General features: G+C 69.5%; 7 protein-coding genes and 1 pseudogene. 3 read left to right on the forward strand and 5 right to left on the reverse strand.

Annotation, left to right across the window (positions count from 1 at the left end; all coding sequences use genetic code 11):
- Window positions 1-71: 71 nt before the first annotated feature.
- The 4 genes and pseudogenes from ACZ6S8_RS30570 to ACZ6S8_RS30585 all read right to left on the reverse strand — a co-directional run bounded on the left by ACZ6S8_RS30570 (window position 72) and on the right by ACZ6S8_RS30585 (window position 4,576).
- The gene (locus ACZ6S8_RS30570) at window positions 72-677 is read right to left on the reverse strand and encodes a hypothetical protein (protein WP_469460659.1); all 606 of its coding nucleotides are present in this window, start codon (window positions 675-677) and stop codon (window positions 72-74) included.
- Window positions 664-2,301 (reverse strand): annotated as a pseudogene (locus tag ACZ6S8_RS30575) (substrate-binding and vWA domain-containing protein). The gene ACZ6S8_RS30570 and the pseudogene ACZ6S8_RS30575 overlap by 14 nt, the downstream one beginning before the upstream one ends.
- The gene (locus tag ACZ6S8_RS30580) at window positions 2,298-3,488 is read right to left on the reverse strand and encodes a toxic anion resistance protein (protein ID WP_469460660.1); all 1,191 of its coding nucleotides are present in this window, start codon (window positions 3,486-3,488) and stop codon (window positions 2,298-2,300) included. The pseudogene ACZ6S8_RS30575 and the gene ACZ6S8_RS30580 overlap by 4 nt, the downstream one beginning before the upstream one ends.
- Window positions 3,485-4,576 (reverse strand): hypothetical protein, encoded by a 1,092-nt coding sequence (locus ACZ6S8_RS30585; protein WP_469460661.1) that lies wholly within the window; start codon window positions 4,574-4,576, stop codon window positions 3,485-3,487. Before ACZ6S8_RS30585 ends, ACZ6S8_RS30580 begins: the two co-directional genes overlap by 4 nt.
- Window positions 4,577-4,719: 143 nt before the next feature.
- On the opposite strand from ACZ6S8_RS30585, the gene ACZ6S8_RS30590 reads away from it, so the two are divergent.
- A complete protein-coding gene (locus ACZ6S8_RS30590) occupies window positions 4,720-5,148 on the forward strand; it encodes a hypothetical protein (protein WP_469460662.1) in 429 nt (142 codons plus the stop codon).
- 89 nt (window positions 5,149-5,237) lie between these two features.
- Here the strand turns inward: ACZ6S8_RS30590 and ACZ6S8_RS30595 are convergent, their stop codons facing one another.
- Window positions 5,238-9,434, reverse strand: a complete 4,197-nt coding sequence (locus ACZ6S8_RS30595) for a ricin-type beta-trefoil lectin domain protein (RefSeq protein WP_469460663.1) — start codon at window positions 9,432-9,434, stop codon at window positions 5,238-5,240.
- A 593-nt stretch (window positions 9,435-10,027) separates the two neighbouring features.
- Here ACZ6S8_RS30595 and ACZ6S8_RS30600 point away from each other — a divergent pair.
- Together ACZ6S8_RS30600 and ACZ6S8_RS30605 are read left to right on the forward strand one after the other, a co-directional pair.
- A complete protein-coding gene (locus ACZ6S8_RS30600) occupies window positions 10,028-16,183 on the forward strand; it encodes an RHS repeat-associated core domain-containing protein (protein ID WP_469460664.1) in 6,156 nt (2,051 codons plus the stop codon).
- Window positions 16,184-16,196: 13 nt separating this feature from the next.
- Window positions 16,197-16,703 carry a hypothetical protein gene (locus ACZ6S8_RS30605; protein WP_469460665.1) on the forward strand — a complete coding sequence of 169 codons (507 nt, stop codon included), beginning with the start codon at window positions 16,197-16,199 and terminating at the stop codon, window positions 16,701-16,703.
- The last annotated feature ends 121 nt before the right edge of the window (window positions 16,704-16,824 follow it).

A 16,824-nucleotide genomic window follows, 5' to 3' on the forward strand; every position in this document is an offset into this window, starting at 1 on the left:
GCCCGCCCCGCAACCGGGGCCATGAACGTGGGAACCCCCGACCAAGCGGTTCCCGCCGCCGCACCCGCCGATCAGGAGCGACCCCGGTCCTCCAGGTAGGTCGTGTGCGTTTGCTGACGGCGGACCTCCACCTCGTGGAGGTCCGCCGTTACGCGTTCCGCCTCCGCGACCAGCACCGACAGCTGCCGCTCCAGGTGCCGTTCGGGGGACTCGCCGCCCGGCGACAGCCGCGTCCACCACCGCGTCCGGTGGTAGGTGTCCACGCACTCCGGGACGTCCGTGCGGACCGCCCGCGCCAGCGCGTGCGCCGCCTCCGGATCCGCGGCCAGCACGTCCGCCGCCCACCGCGGGTCGAGCAGCGCCCCGTACAGCTCCAGCAGCCCGGCCAGCGCCTCGCCCGCCGCCTGCGGCAGTTCCACCTCCGCCAGGTACTCCCGCAGCCGCCCGAGGTCCCCCCGTACGACGCCCAGCTGCTCGGCCGGGTCCGGGACCGCCGGCGGGGCGACCCGCTCGGGCGGGGCGATCAGCGCGCCCGCCCCGTACAGCCCGGCCACGACCAGCGGCCAGTACGCGCCGGCCGCGCCGGCCAGGGCGAGGCCCACCCCGGCGACCCCGCAGGCCGAACCCGCCAGGTTCTTGCGCGACTCCAGGTAGCGCAGCGCCCTACTGGTAGCCACGGATCTCCTCGAAGGCCCCGTCCAGCGAGCCCTTGCCGTCGGTGGCGTCGAAGAGCCGCCCGCCCGTCAGCTCGGTGATGTGGGCCAGCTCCGCACGGTCCGAGTCGCCGAACAGCACCGCGAAGACCGGCGTCCGCTTCCCGGCCTCCGGGAGCCCGGCGTAGAAGGCGTCGAAGTCCTTCGCCTTGTCCCCGCTGCGCCCGTCCGTCATCAGCACGATCGAGGTGAACGCGTCCGCGTTCCCCCGCCCCAGGTGCTGGTACGCAGCCTTCAGGCTGCCGTACACGGCCGTGCCCCCCGCCGGCTCCAGCGCCCGTACGTCCGCCCGGATCGCGTCCAGGGAGGCCCCCGGACCGCCCGGCTCCACGACGTGCGTCAGCACCTTCTTCACCTTGTCGCCGAAGGGCAGCAGCGTCACCTCCTCCCGGTCCCGGAACCGCTGTCCGGGCCCCGAACTCCCGCTGCCCGTCAGCTCCGTGAGCGCCGCCTTCAGCCGCCCGATCCGGTCCTCCTCGGCCATCGAACCCGAGGTGTCCAGCACGTACACCGTCCGCGAGGGCCGCCGCAGCTCGTTCTCGTAGCTCGCCAGCAGCCCGTCGGCCACCGACCGCGACCCGGGGAACGGCAGCTCCCGCCGCTTCTCCGCGTCGAGGCCCGCCGCCGGCGCCACCCCGGCCGCCACCGGCCGCCGCAACGTCCGCTCGGTGATCGCCTGCTGCGCCTCGGAGCCGCGCAGCCACTCCGTCAGGGCCCGCCCCGACTCGCGGGCGCCGGCGGGGGCCGCGGTCAGCAGCGTCAGCGGGTAGTGGGCGGTGACCACGCCGTCGCGCGGCCGGACCACCGTCAGACCGGCCTGCGCGTCCCGGTTCGCGGACAGCAGCACCGACTCGTAGTTGACCAGCGCGTCCACGTCGCCGCGCTTCGCGTACGCCGTGGCGAGCCAGCCGGAGGAGCCCGAGGTCAGCTTCTGCCCGGCGAAGAACTCCTTCAGCCGCGGCGCGGCCGCCCTCACGTCCGCGTCGGTCAGCGCGGACTGCGCCCCCGACAGGCCGGAGGCCACCGACACCAGCGCGGAGAAACCGGAGTTGGAGCGCACCGGGTCGGTCATCCCGTACGTCAGCTTCCCCGCGGCCACCGCCTCGTGGACCGCCGACCACGTGACGTCGCCGGGCTGCCAGCCGAGCCGGGCCAGCGCCTGCGGCTTCACGCCGAGCGCGACGGGAGAGGACATCACCGGGGTCTCGTTGGCGAGCTTCCCGGCGGCCTCCGGGCGCAGCCGCAGCTAGTCGTTGGAGGAGAGCCAGATCGCGTCGTACGCCGCGTCCGCCTTCCCCGAGGCGACCTGCTCGGCGGCGTCGAGCGTCCCGGACCAGGTCAGCTTCACCGTGACGCCGGTGGCCTGCTTCGCCCGGTCGAGCACCGGCTGCATGTCGGCCAGCTCGCTGGAGGCCAGGACCCGCAGGGTGCCCTCCCGGTACGCGGTGGGCTTCGGGCCGCCGGACCCGTCGGGGGAGGAGGTGCAGGCGCTCGCCGCCACGAGGGCGACCAGCGCGAGGACGCGGGCGAGCGGGGCCGTCGTCCGGCCGCCGCGGCGGCGCCGGCCGCCGGGACGCAGCGCGTTCATCGCGCACCGCCGTCGAGGGCGTCCGCGGTGCGGGTGCGCGCGAGGCGGGCGGAGGCCTGGTGCAGCTCGGCCGTCAGGGACTCCACGGTGGCCGCCATGTTCTCGGTGGCCTGCACCTTGAAGGAGTCGATCGCGTCGAGCGTCGAGTAGATCTGCGCGAACGCCGCGCGCAGCGTCTCCGCGCCCACCGCCGGGTCGGCCGCGATCCGCTGGATCTCGCCGCTCTGCGTCGACAGCATCTCGGCATTGCCCCGGATCAGATCCTCGGTGGTGCCCTTCAAGGCGTTGACCTGGTCGATCACCTGGCGCTGGCGGTCGAGCGCCGAGGCCAGCATCACGGCGATCCGCAGCGCGGACACGGTGGTCGTGGCGGCCCGTTCGACGCCCTTGACCAGCTCGTCGTTGGTGCGGCGGACCAGGTCCATCGCGAGGTAGCCCTGCGCGCAGACCGCGAGCTGGGTCAGCAGGTCCTGGTGCTTCTGCCGGACCGGGAAGAGGACGTCCGCGCGCAGCGCGTCGGCCTGCCGGGGGTCGGTCGCCTGCGCCTCGGCGATCCGCCGGTCGACGGCCGCGTCCAGCGCCTCGGTGAGGACGGCGTACTCCTGGAGCCGGCCCATGGTCTCCCACAGCCGGGCCCGTTCGGTGTGCAGGGCGGCGTTGTCGCGGCGCAGTTCGTCCTGACCGCTGCGGAGCGCGCCCACGATCGCGTGCAGGGTGGCCTGCGAGGAGGCGTACCGGGCGACGTGGTCGCGGAACCGGTTGCCGCCGGGCAGTCTCGCGAGGAGCCGGCGCGCCCCCTTCGCGGGAGCGTCCCGCGGGTCGAGGTCCTCGACCGTGCGCCGCAGCTCGACGAGGGAGCCGGCCACGCGGGCCTGGGCGTCGCCGCCCGCTCCGGAGGAGCCCAGCGAGCGTACGGTGCGCTCCAGCATCCGGTTGGACTGCTGGGCGGCGGAGCGGACGTCGGCGGAGCCGAGCCCGGCGATCTCGCCGATCCGCTCCGCGAACTCGGGGGAGCGGGCGTCGATCCCGGCGAGCGAGCCGACGTACTCCCCGGCCCTGCGGGTCATCTCCTCGCGGACGCCGTCCTGGAGCGGGACGAGCCCGGAGGCCTGCTCCCTGCGTACGGGGGCGACGGGCTCGGGTGCGGTGAGGAGCAGCGGGGCGTCCTCGGGCGGTGTCAGTGTCATGGTGTGTCCCCCTGGCCCTTGGCGCGCGCGGCCAGCGCCATCAGGTTCTTGACGGTCGGGGTGCCGACCTGGCGGATGCCGGTCAGTCCCGGGTTGAGGTAGTCGGTGTGCTGCGCGGTGGCCGCGGTGAACGCGGGTACGCCGTCCTGCGGGCGGAAGCCGTGGCGCAGGGCCAGGTCGCGCAGGGCGGGATCGGTGGCGAGGAGGGTGCCGAGGTCCCGGGCGGCGTCGCTGAGGGGTACGAAGGTGTGCGCGGTGTTGACGGTGGTGTCCGGATAGAGCACGACCATGTCCTGGGGCTGCTGCCCCTGCAGGAGCAGGGCCGCGACCTGGGACTCGTACACGAGGATGAGCGGTTCTCCGCTGCCGCTGATGAAGGCCCGGAACGGGGCGTCGGTGCTGGGCTCCAGGGCGCCCTGGACGGAGATCAGCTTGTGCATCAGGGGAGCGGTGCGGTCGATGGCGGCGTCGTCGGCGACGAGGTTGCCGCCGTTCGCCACGGTGGAGGCGGCGGCGAGGAAGAGCGCGCCGGAGTTCGACGTGGCCGGGTCGGTGGTCTTGACGAACACCGTGCCGGTCAGCTCGGCGTGGGCGGCGGAGCCGGGCAGCTGCTGCCAGGTGCGGTCCTCGCCGGCGGCCTTGAGGAAGGGGCTCATGAGCAGAGTCCCGGAGTTCTTGCCGGTCCGCTTGGCGAGGCCGCCCGCGGTGAGGACCTCGGCGGCGTTGGCACGGGCGATGACGACGAGCGGGGAGTAGAAGGGCTTCGTCTCCTGGGCGCCCTTCACGCCTGCCGCGGCCGCGATCTCCTTGGCCGGCTCGCTGCTGCCGGGGAAGGCGAAGTCGTACTCCTTGAGGGAGAGTTGGTCCATCGCCCAGGAGCCGGAGGTTTCGGCCTTGACGGCGTAGCCCTGTGCGGCGAGGGCTTTGACGACGCCGGGGTCGCGGAAGAACTCGGACTTCTCCGACCCGATGACGCCGCGCACGGTCTTCGTTGCCGTGGGTTCTGGGTCCTGCCCCTTGGCGAGGACGACGGCCGCCACGCCGCCGATCAGGAGGAGGCCCAGGAGGATTCCTAGGATGCGTCTCACGGGTGCAGCGTGCTCGCGGAAACCCACATTCCACGGCGGGTTGAATGAACGTCGGGTGTCCAGGCGGTCCCACTTCGAAATGCTGTGTGGGCCCGTGGGTGCTGGTGGGAGGGGCGGCGGCCCGGGAGGATCGTCGCATGGGCGTGAGCGCGTTGAAGTGGCAGGGCTGGCTGGTCGGGCTGGTGACGCTGGCCGGGCTGCTGGTGTTCGCCCCGCTGGCGCTGTACGTGTGGGCCAGCGGCGGAGGACCGCCCGCGGCGCCGCCGCCGCGGGCCGCGCTGGAGGACGTACGGGTCACCGGGTGCCGAATCGATCCGGCAAGCCGTCGGGTGGTGGCCGCGGTGGAGGCGGCGGGCCGGGCCGAGGGGCCGGGGGCGTACGTGGTGACGGTGGAGTTCCGCGACTCCGCGCAGGCGCGGCCGGGCGGGCGCACGGCCCGGTCCCTGGTCCGCATCCCGGGGGTGGCGCCGGCGGCGACGGAACACGCCGAGGCCCTGGGCCCGGTCTGGCCCCCGGAATCGGCCCCGTGGTGCGGCGCAGCGGAGGCGACCTTCACCCCGGCCGGGCCCTGAGGGGGGCGACAGGGGGGCAGAGGGTCAACCGTCGTCCCGTCTTCCTCCCGATGCTTTCGGAAGACGGGGCGACGGCCGGCGGTCATGAGTCAGACAGCCGCCGAAAGAGGCGTGGCGAGCCCGGAGGCGTGCCAGCGCTGTGCGTTGGAGTTGTTGCAGTCGTACAGAACGAGTTGTGTGCCGTTTCGGACAGTCCCGCCGGGGAGGTCCAGGCAGCGGTTCGACTGGGGGTTGCGGAACCCGTTGGTGGCGGTGGGAAGCCACTGCTGGGCTCCCGCACCGGTACCGCCGCAGGAGGCGAGGTGTACGGGGGTGCCGTTCTCGACGCCGCCGTTGGTGACGGTCACGCACTTTCCCGCCACGCGGAGTTCTCCGTTCTCACGGATATCGAACAGCTGGGGAGCACCCGGGTCGGTGTTGCAGTCCCAGATCTGGATGCGGTTGCCTTCGGCTGTGCTGCCTTGGTGGTTATCGGCGCACTTGGTGCTGCTCACGGCGGAGACCAGGGTGGTTCCGGTCGCGGTGGGGACGGTGGAGTGGTTGTAGACGGCCAGGTTGCTGATCCGTCCTTCGAAGTGCGCGGCCGGCTGGCTCTGGTGCTTGTAGCGGCCCAAGACCAGGGGGCCGGCGGCGTTCCAGGTGTTGGTCTTGGCGTGGTGGCCGGTGCCGGCGAGGGTGCCGTTGACGTACAGGGCGATGAGGCCGGTGCGGTCGTCGTAGGTGGCGGTGAGCTGGGTCCACACGCCGTTTTGGACCTTCGCGGCGTCGTTCATGGTGAGGGTCTGGTCGTAGTCCCAGGTGTCGTCGTCCTTCTTCGACATGCCGAACCGCCAGGTGCCGTCCCCGTCGTGCCAGAGGATGAAGCCGCTGGAGCGCTGGCCGTCCTGGCTGAGGACGACGCCGGTGGGCTTGGTGGACATGGCCCAGGTGGAGACGGTGAAACTGCGGGAGGTGTCGACACCGGGGCGGGTCGCAGTGACCGTGCCGGATCTGTCGTCGTCGAGGGCGACGACCTTGGTGGCTGTGCCGGCGACGGTTTCGTTCGCCCAGGTGGCGCCGGTGGCGCTGAGTGTTGCGTTGTTGCGGCCGCGTAGGTCTGCTGCGGTCGTTCCGGTGCCGTCGTTCAGTTTCCACTGCGAGCTGGAGATGCGGGCGTCGCCCATGGTGCGGCCGGCGCGGAAGCCGGTGACTTTGACTCCGGTGGTGGTGCCGTCCCAGGTGCGCAGCCGGTGGAGGCTGTCGAGGGCCCACAGGTCGGGTACGCCGTCGGCACTGGCATCGCCGGAGGAGCTGACGACGGGGTGGGTGTCTGCCTTGAGGCCTGAACCGATCTTGGTGCGCCTGGTGTGGTCGCCGAGGGCGGCGGGGTTTCCGGCGATGTTCGCGTACTGGTAGATGTCCCCGGTGGTGTTGTCGCGGGCCCAGAGGTCGGGGAGGCCGTCTCCGGTGGCGTCGCCGGGCGCGATGAGGGTGAGATTGTCCCAGCCGGCGGAGCTGAGGACGAGTACGACCGGATCACGCAGGGTGCCGGTCGAGGCCTTGCCCTGGAGCAGAACCAGCTGTGAGCCTCCCGCACCGTTGCTTTCAACGGTGAGGAGGTCGTTGCGGGGCTCGACCCCTTGCTCGGGCAGTGCGTCCCCAATGGCGAGGATCTGCTGGACCCTCGTCCAGTCCTCGGCGTACTCGGCCTCGCCGCATGGTCCGCCGGTTCGTGCCACGGTGCAGTCTTCCGCGTAGGGTCGCTGCACGGGTGCGGCGTTGGCGGCGGTGTAGTAGAGCCCGCTGTTGGCAGCGAGGCCCCCCTGAGTGAGGGAATTGCGGTACAGCCTGAGCTGCCCGTCGCGGTGGACCCATAGATCGTCGATACGGATGCCGTTGCCGCCCCGGTGCGTGGTGAGGGTGCCGTTGCCCCACCCCTTGCCTCCCGGGCTGTTCGCCGCGTCGGACGCCACGATGCCACCGGCGGCGGGATCGACCGCGGTGGGGTAGAGGATCAGGTCGCCGGTCGCCGAGGGAGCGACGAAGTCGACGCGTTCGTCACCGGTGATGTCGCCGAGCGTCGTCTTCGCGTTGGGGTCGTCGGGTACGTAGAAGGTGTACGTCTGCTGCTGGGAGCGGTTGCCCGCCCGGTCGACGGCCTGAACGCGCAAGACGTTCGTGCCCCAGGTCGTGGGTGTCAGCGGGATGGCCGCACTGCCGTCGGCGGCCGGGTCGGCACGGTGGGCGCCGCCCACCGGGATCGCGCCGTTGAAGGCCCATTCGTAGTACAGGACCCCGCTGACCGCATCGGCGGATTTCACGGTGAAGACGCCCGGCTGCCCGATGTGTCGGGTGGACCCGGGCAGAGTGCCGGAGGGCGGGTACTCGCCGGAGGTGACGACCGGGACCGACGGCGGGCTGACGTCCATGCTGAACATGCAGCCGTTGACCCAGCTGGATGCGCTGATACCGTCACCGGCTTGGATCTGCCACCAGTAGGTGTGGCCGTCGGCCAGATTGCTCGGGTAGACGGCGGCCCAGTGGGTGCCACTGGCCTGGTTGCCCCATCCGCTGTCGTACGCGACAGCGCCGTTCGTGTCGTGGACGAGGAAGCGGGCGTCGTTGGGCAGGCCGTCCGGATGGCCGAGCCATGCTCCGAGGTTCAGACCGGCGTACGCGGTGGCGCCGACCCAGCCGCAGCCGTTGCCGTTCGGATTCTGCGGGGAAGGAGATATGGCGAGTGACCAAGGATTGTAGGGGGGCCGGTTGTACTCGATGTAGAGGAAGGGCAGGTTGCTCTTGTTGCGGGTGAACCGCTTGAAGGAGTTGTTGCTGCTGCTCTTGGACTCATTGGAAGCGAAGAGGCCGTAGGTGAGGCTGCCGCGCCACTCGTTGGCGGCCAGGTGGTCGCGCACATCCCACTCACCGCGTGTGGTGGATCCGGGGCAGCCGGGGCCGCCGGCACTGTTGAGGGCGGTAGTGCGCAGGACCTCCCAGTCGCGGGGTTGGGTGCCCCAGGTGATGTTGGAGAGCAGTGGTTCGGTGGAGTGCAGCTCCACGTTGTACGTCCTGCCGCAGGTGGCGTCGGCGGCGTAGGACTGGGTCGCGAAGAGGGACGCCTTCTTGATGTTCTTGTCGCGCAGATCGCTTGTGTCCAGTTGGACGTAGTAGCGCTCCAAGCCGGTTCGGGTGCGCCAACGCTGGTAGCCGACGCCCGGGTCGTAGGTGTCTCCGTAGTCGTCGTAGTTGACGGTGCTCGGGTAGGCCTCCTGCACCCAGGCCCAGTGCTGGGTGCCCCGGTTGGTGGGTGTCCAGGCGGGGTCGATGTAGATGGGGTAGACCGTGGAGGGGGCGGCCAGGAAGTCCTTGTCCGGGGTGAGGGTGACGGAATCCCTTCCCAGGTCGGCCTGGAGGCGGGTGATTCTGGCCTGGTCGCCGGGGCCTTCGCTGTCGGAGACGGGCTTGGCGGCGTCAGGGTCCGGGCCGGGCGTGGACAACGTGGCTCGGCCTGCGTTCTCGGCGGACCGGGCGGACTTCGAGGGGACGGAGGGCTTGGTGGACGTGGCGGCGGTCGAGTCCCACATCGTGGGGACCGGTGCCTGGAAGACCGTACGGCCCGTGGCATCGACGGCCGCCAGGTTGCCGTTGGCGTCTGCGGAAACGGTGACACCGTCTCCTCTGAGGCCCATGGTCAGCTTGGCGAGCTTTGGATGCCGGGCCGCTTCGGCGGACTTCACCACAAGGACCTGGGAGATCCCTCCGCTCTCCTCAGCCGTGATCTTGAGGTCGCTCCCCGGTGACACCTCGTGGTAGACGGCGCTCCGGCCCTCCAGGACTGGGACGGGCAGCGCCTCCGGCCAGCTCAGGACGAGCCGTTTGCCATCCTGGTCGAGGACCGCCAGCGGGCCCTCGCCTCCTCCCGACAGTGCCAGACCGCTGACCGTCGCCTTCGGGCGGAGCGATCCGTTCACCTCCTTCACCAAGGTGGCGTCCAAGTCTGCCCAGTTCCCTCCTCGCTTCGTGCGTAAGGGCGCAACACTGCGGGTCAGACCCAGGGTGCCGTCGGGGTTGGCGACTACCGTGTCGGTTTCGGTCGTCGCGGCGGGGATGGCGACGGACTTCCCGCTGCGCCTGGCCTCGGCGAGCGCGCTGTCCTCGGCGTGCTCCTGCTCGGTGGCCGGCCGTTCCGGCGGAAACGTGTCTCGTGTACTCGCTCCTGCGGGCGCCGCGACGGCCCCCGGTGCGGCGCCGATCGAAGCGACACTCAAAGCCAGCGAGACCAGGCCGGCGAGCACGACTGACCTCACAGCCGACGGACTTCTTCTTGCTATGCCCTCCACGGCAAACTCCCAGGTTCGTGACTGCCAACTGGGCGCGAACGCTAACAGCCGCTGCAGACAGCCCAAACGCGAAAAGCAATACGGAGTCACATATTCCCTGCGACGTACGCAGACATTCGGGATCAATTTCGCGGCGGGATTTGGTCATTACGCAAGCAAGCGAACTGTTTTCGGGCAAATTTTCCACCACGAGGCGTTGATCGGGCATACCTTGTGCGTCTTCCACTCCATTTTTCGCTTTGCGAACGGGCTAGGCTCCCACGTCAATTGATCCACTCGGGGACCTTGGGGGGCGTGCCGTGTCGGCACCGAACGATCTTTTATCTGCGGGGAGAAGGCGGGCCGTCCGGCAGCGCGTATCGATTTCCATCTTGATCATTTTCTCTTTGGTCTTGGGAACCGGAACAGCTGATGCCGCGTCCGGGTGGAGGCCCAAGGACTATCGCCGCTGGTCGCCAGGACCATTGAAAAAAACCGAGTCCGTATCCGGGAAGAACTCCCCCAAAACGGCGCCGACAGCGCCGACGGGCGACGGGGCAGACGCCTGGAAACCGCAGGCCGTGCACTGGCCCACGGCGAGCCACGGCGAGGTGGATCTCGGCGCTCCCGCCCCTGCCGGGGCGCGCTCGCTGTTCCTCGCGTCCGGACGTACAGACGCCGGTGCCCCCGCGGTTCCCCTCCGGGACCCGAACCGGGCCGGCGCCGCCCCCGTCTGGGTCGCCCCCATCGGTAGAGGTGCCGCGCCCACGGGCAAGGTCTCGGTCCGCCTGGCGGACCGCGCCACCGCGCAGAAGACCGGCGTCCAAGGCCTGCTGCTCGCAGTCCGGCCCGCGGCCGGCCTGGCAGACACCGCTGTCGAGGTGTCCGTGGACGTTTCCCCCATTGCGGGCGCCTTCAGCGGTGACTGGCTCACGCGCGCCCGGCTGGTGGCGTTGCCCGAATGCGCGATGACCACTCCCGACCAGGCCGAGTGCCGCACGCAAACACCGGTGCGGACCGTCAGGCACGGGGGCCGGCCCGGCCTGCTCAGTGCGGAGGTCGGCCTCAAGGATGCCGCAGGCGGCGCCGTACTCGCCGTCTCCGCCGCCCCCGCAGGAGCCGCGGGCACCTATACGGCCACCAGCCTGGCTCCGTCGGGCACGTGGGGCAGTGGTGGCAATACGGGCGGATTCTCATGGGCGTACCCCATCGGGGTTCCGGACGGGCTCGGAGGCACCAAGCCGAGCATCAACCTCTCTTACACCTCCCAGTCGGTGGATGGCCGCACGGCGGCCACCAACAACCAGTCCTCGTGGATCGGTGAAGGCTGGGACTACTCCCCGGGTTTCGTAGAGCGCCGTTTCAAGCCCTGTTCGAAGGACGGCCAGGACGGCTCCAACGAGCAGTGCCTCGCCGGTGACAACGCCGTGGTCTCCCTGAACGGCAAGTCCTCCACCCTGGTGCGTGACGACTCCACCGGCACCTGGCGGCTGGAGAACGACGACGCTTCCAGGATCGAACGGCTGACCGGCGCGGATAACGGCGACAACAACGGCGAGTACTGGAGGATCACTTCCGCCGACGGGACTCAGTACTACTTCGGCGTCGGCCGCAGGCCCGGCAGCTCCACGGCTCCGGCCACGAACTCCGCTTGGACCACACCGGTCTACGGCAACAACAACGGCGAGGAATGCCACCAGTCCACCTTCGCCTCGTCGTGGTGCCAGCAGGCCTGGCGCTGGAACCTCGACTTCGTCGTCGACCCGCGCGGCGGAATGATCACCCACTGGTACGACACCGAGACCAACCACTACAAGCGCGGTGCCACCGCATCCGCCCCGAACGGCAGCCGTACCTCGTACATCCGCGGCGGCGCTTTGGCCAAGATCACCTACGGCTCCAAGTTGACCGACGCGGAGACGGTCAAGCCGACCGCCCAGGTCCTCTTCACTACGAGCGAGCGCTGCTTGCCCCATGCCGCATTCGACTGCGCCCCCGCCAAACTGACCACGGCGAACGCCGCGAGCTGGCCGGATGTCCCCTTTGATCAGAGCTGCGCCGCCACTGGCACCTGTGAGAACACGGCCGCCACGTTCTGGACCACCAGGCGCCTCACCGCCATCACCACCCAGGTCCTGAACGGGAGCGGTGGCTACGACAAAGTCGACTCGTACGCGTTCGAGCACGAGTTCCCCACCCCGCACGACCGCACCGCCCCAGCCATGTGGCTCGCGTCCCTCACCCGCACCGGGCACGAGGGGACTCAATCGCTACCCAGCCCGCCGGTCACCTTCACGGGCCGGCTGATGAACAACCGCGTCGACTCCAGCAACGACAACAAGCCCGCCCTGAACCGGCGCCGCATCGTTGCCATCACGACCGAGACGGGCAAAGTCACCGACATCAGCTACGCCGACCCCGACTGCGCACCCGGGGCGGGCCTGCCCACGGCCAAGGACGCCAACACCACCCGGTGCTACCCGGTGTACTGGAACCCGGACGACAAGAGCCCTCTCGACCCGACCCTCGACTGGTTTCACAAGTACGTCGTCACCCAGGTCGCCGAGCGAGATCCCTTCGGCGGCTCCCCTCGCCGGGAGACCAGCTACGAATACGTCGGCGGCGCCGCCTGGCACCGCGACGACGAGGAGCTGACCGAGGACAAACGCCGTACCTGGAATCAGTTCCGCGGCTACGAGCAGGTCATCACCCGCTCCGGCATCGCTCCGGACGCGGTATCCAAGTCCGCGGTCTTCTACCTACGCGGCATGGACGGTGACGCCAAGGCCGACGGCGGCAAGAAGTCCGTCACCTACGCCGGAATCTCCGGCAACGCCATCAGGGATTCCAACCCCCTCGCGGGAACGGTCCGCGAGACCCGGGCCTTCGCCTCGGACAGTGGTGAAGCAGTGTCCGTGTCCCGGTCCGACCCTTGGCTTTCCCCGGCCACCGCGACCCACAGCCGCGGTAAGAAGCTCCCGGCCCTCACGGCGCAGATGCAACGCACCGGGATGTCCCAGGACAAGTCCCTGCGGGCGGACAAGACCTGGCAGACCACGTCGAAGGCCGCCACCTACGACCCCGGGTATGGCATGCCGCTCAGTGTCCTGGACCGAGCGGACGGCCTGCCCGACACGTGCACGACCACTCTCTACGCCCGCGACACGGCAGCGTGGATGATCGATCGAGTGTCCGAGACGGTCCAGTCCCAAGGCGACTGCACGATGGACCCGAGCCAGGCCAACACCCTGGCCCGCAACAGGATGGCCTACGACGGCAAACCCGTCGGAACCCTCGCCGGCCCCGGCCAGGTCACCGCAGCCGAAGAACTGGACCGCTTCGAAGGCGGCCGGCCCGTGTACACGACTACCTCGGAGCTGAGCTACGACGCGTACGGCCGCGTCACCACCGCCACGGACGCGGCGGGCGCCAGGACCACCACCGTCTACGAACCGGCCTCACTCGTGACGCCGACCGTGATCAAGACCACCAATGCCAAGGACTGGACGACGACTACGACCCTCGACCCCCTGCGCGGTCTCCCCGTGAAGACCGTCGACCAGAACAGCCGCACCACCGAAGTGGCCTATGACCCGCTCGGCCGGACCGCCGCCATATGGCTCCCGGGCCGCGCGCGCAACGCGAGCGCGAGCACCCTCTTCACTTACGACCTCACCAACACCGGCACCAGCTCCGTCACCACCCGTTCGCTCCGCAGTGACCAGTCGTACGCTGCCTCGATCGCCATCAACGACGCGTTCGGACAGCGCGTGCAGGTGCAGTCGGTCGCGCTGAACGGCGAAGTGAACAGCCGCGTGATCACCGACACCGCATACGACAGCCACGGCCGTCTCAGCAGGACCAACAGGGCCTACCCCAACCGGAACTCCGTTCCGGTGACGACACGCTTCATTCCCGACAACGCCAGCGTCCCGGCGCAGACCACGACGTTCTACGACGGCCTCGGCCGTCCGACCGCGACAGCCTTCGCATCCATGGCGAAGGAACAGTGGCGCACCACCACCGCCTATCCGGGAGTCGACCGCACGGATACGCTCCCGCCCATGGGGGACACCGCCACGAGCGTGATCACCGACGCTCGCGGGCGCACCGTCGAGCGTCGCCAGTACAAGGGCGCCACGGCGGAGGGTGACTACGAGCCGACCCGCTACACCTACAACACCACGGGGAAGCTTGCGCAGTTCACCGATCCCGCGGGTAATGCCTGGAGGTACGAATACGATCTGCACGGCCGGCAGATCCTGTCGGCAGATCCGGACAAGGGCACCTCGACCAAAACGTACGACCGTGCCGGCCGGCTCGCCTCGACCCGGGACGCCCGCGGTACCAGCGTCTTCACCAGCTACGACATCCTCGGCAGGCCGACGTCCCGCAACCTGAACGCCATCGACGGCGCCAAGGTGGCGACGTACGAGTACGACACGCTGCTGCCCGGACAGCCCACCGCCTCCACCCGGTGGGTGAATGGAAAGGCCTGGCGTCAGGAGACCACCGGATACGACATCGGCTACCGGCCCACCGCTACGAAGCTGACCGTTCCCGACGGCGAAGGAGCCCTCACCGGCACCTACGCCGCATCCACCACCTATGACCCGGTCACCGGTCTCGAACGCCGTACCACCCTGCCCGCCGTGGGCGGTCTTCCCTCGGAGCGGCTCGAAGCCGGCCGCAACATCAATGGGCTGCCCCTCTCCTACGGCTCCGACACCGTCGACTACGTCAACTTCACCGACTACGACGAACTCGGCAGCGTCGAGCGCACGACCTTCGGCGACAGCCCGTCCCAGTTCGTCGTCACCACGCTCCAGGACCCGGCCACTGGACGGCTCCTGCGGACCGAGCTCAACCGCCAGAACCAGACCACGCCGTTCGAGACCACTGCCTACACCTACTCTCCGACCGGCGACGTCACCTCCACCGAAACCGCCCAGGGCACCGTCCGGGACCTCCAGTGCTTCAGCTATGACTACCGCCACCGGCTCACGACGGCATGGACCGACGCCGGGGGCACGACCACCCTGCCCGGACCGTCCGTCCCCGGCATCGGCGGCTGCGCTGCTCCTGCACCTCGGCCGGGGAAGATCGCAGGTCCGGCTCCGTACCACCAGGCCTTCACCTACGACATCGTCGGCAACCGCACCTCGGTCACCGACCGGGACCCGGTCGGCGAAACCTCCAAGGACGTCACCACCACGACCACGTTCCCCGCACCGGGCGCCGCCCGCCCGCATGCCCCTGCGGCCTCGACCCGGAGGACCGGCAACGGCCAGGCGGCCACCTTCGCGGTCACTTACGACGAGGTCGGCAACACCCGTACGCGCCCTGACGCTTCCGGCGCGACCCAGGTCTTCACCTGGGACGATGAGGACAACCTCTCCTCGGCCACCAGCGCCGCCGGTGTCTCCACCTACGTGTACGACGCGTCGGGAAGCCGCCTCCTCCGCAGGGATCCGGGCAAGACCACGCTCTCGCTGGGTTCGACCGAGCTCACCCTGGACACCACCACCAACAAGGTCACCGGCACCCGCTACTACAGCGCACCCGGCGGCACGACCATCGTCCGCACCTCCGACGGCAAGGTCTCCTACGTCGCGGCCGACCACCACAACACGGGCACCACCGCCGTCGACGCCGCCACCCTGCAGAGCACTCGCCGGACGATCAAGCCCTTCGGTGAGGCGCGGGGCTCCGGCCCAGGATCATGGCCCGGCGAACGCGGCTTCGTCGGCGGTACGCAGGACAAGACCACCGGCCTCACCCACCTGGGTGCCCGCGAATACGATCCCCGCACCGGCACCTTCCTGAGCGTGGACCCGGTCCTGCTCCCGGATTCCAGCCAGTCCCTGAACGCGTACAGCTACGCCCACAACAACCCGGTCACCACCTCCGACCCCAGCGGAATGTGCCCCGAAGTCGACTGCCCGACGCGGCCGACCCCCGATCACGAGAACACCACTCCGGGCCGCACTCCCGGCCCGCCCAAGGTGACGCAGACCGCCCAGCAGCCGAGCCATCGCCGCTCCGTCGGTGCGATCAGCACCACCTACAACTGCAGCCTGTCCCGGTACGGCTGCGGCGGCCTCAAGCCCCCGGCACCCCCGACTCCCCTTCCGCCGCCTCCGTGGCTTCCCCCTCTGCCCGTGGTGGTAGTTCCGTCCGATTGCCGCACCGACGACGCAAGAGTCGAATGCATGAAAGAAATCGCGCTCAGTCAAATCCTGGAGCGCCCGTTCAACAAGGGGAACAGGAAAAACGGATCCAACGCCGTGGCGCACTGGTTCGCCGAGGAGGCGGACAGTTGTAGCAGACGAACTGAGCAATATGTCTGCTTCGGTTACTCTCCTGCCGGCGATCAGCCATTCACGCTCGGGGACGTGCACTTCTATCCGAAAAAGAAGGAAAAATTTGCCGATCGACTCGAAGGTGAGTCGGAGCGGCGCAGGGAGATGCTGACTGTCCTTAGTCCGAAAATGGTGGCAGAATTCGGGCCTGATCTGGAACGTCATGAGGCGGTTCACTCGCGACAATGGGCGCGGTCCGGAAATTCGGTCAAGTTCGCTCTTAAATATGTTCGGGAGATGGGCGCCTCCCAGTACGAAGTGGGAACCCCTGCGCATGCGAACCAAATCGAAGTGGAAGCGAATCTGTGGTGGGGTGGATATCTGCGATGGCATCAGCCCCAGTTTCTCGCTCCCGGCCAGCAGCCGAAATTCTGACAGGAGAGTAGATGTGGATTCTGGTAATGTCTGGCGCCTGGGCCTAGTGGTCGCCTTCGCGGCGCTGGCCGCGGTGGGGTGTACGCCTGCCCCCGGGGCGCTGATTGCCGTCGAGCGCACGGAGTCAGGTCAAGCCCGGGTTTTGACCGCATCGTGCCCGGAGTATGTCGCTCTTCAGTTCTCGGTATCCAGCTCGGGCGGCAGTGCCGGGCATAAGAGGTGGGCCATCAGCGGTGGAGTAACGGGCGGACCGCTGGAAACTGTGGACGTCTTCTCGATTCCATCTGGGTGGCGCGCCTACAGGTCAGATCTCACCGATTTGAAGGGAGGGAGCGAATACACGGTGGACATGAACGGGGCGGTGCGAGGCCGCGGGCTGGATGGGTATCTTTCCTTCACCCCTGATCAGTTTGAGGCCTTGAAGGTCGGAGAAGTGCTGGTCATGGAAGATGGAGACACGGAAGTCGTCAGCAGGTCGGATTTCCTGAAGAAAGATGACCGCCGCTGCGCCCCGGGTTAATGACCCCAGGGTCCCCCGCACGGCATACCGCTAAGCGGCCCCGCAGGAGGGTAGCGCCCGGTTCGGGGTCTCCGCCGCTCCGGGCCGGGGCCGTCCGTAGGGTGCCGGCGTGCACTCCGTG

This window comes from Streptomyces sp. NPDC048461 (genome assembly GCF_055587105.1).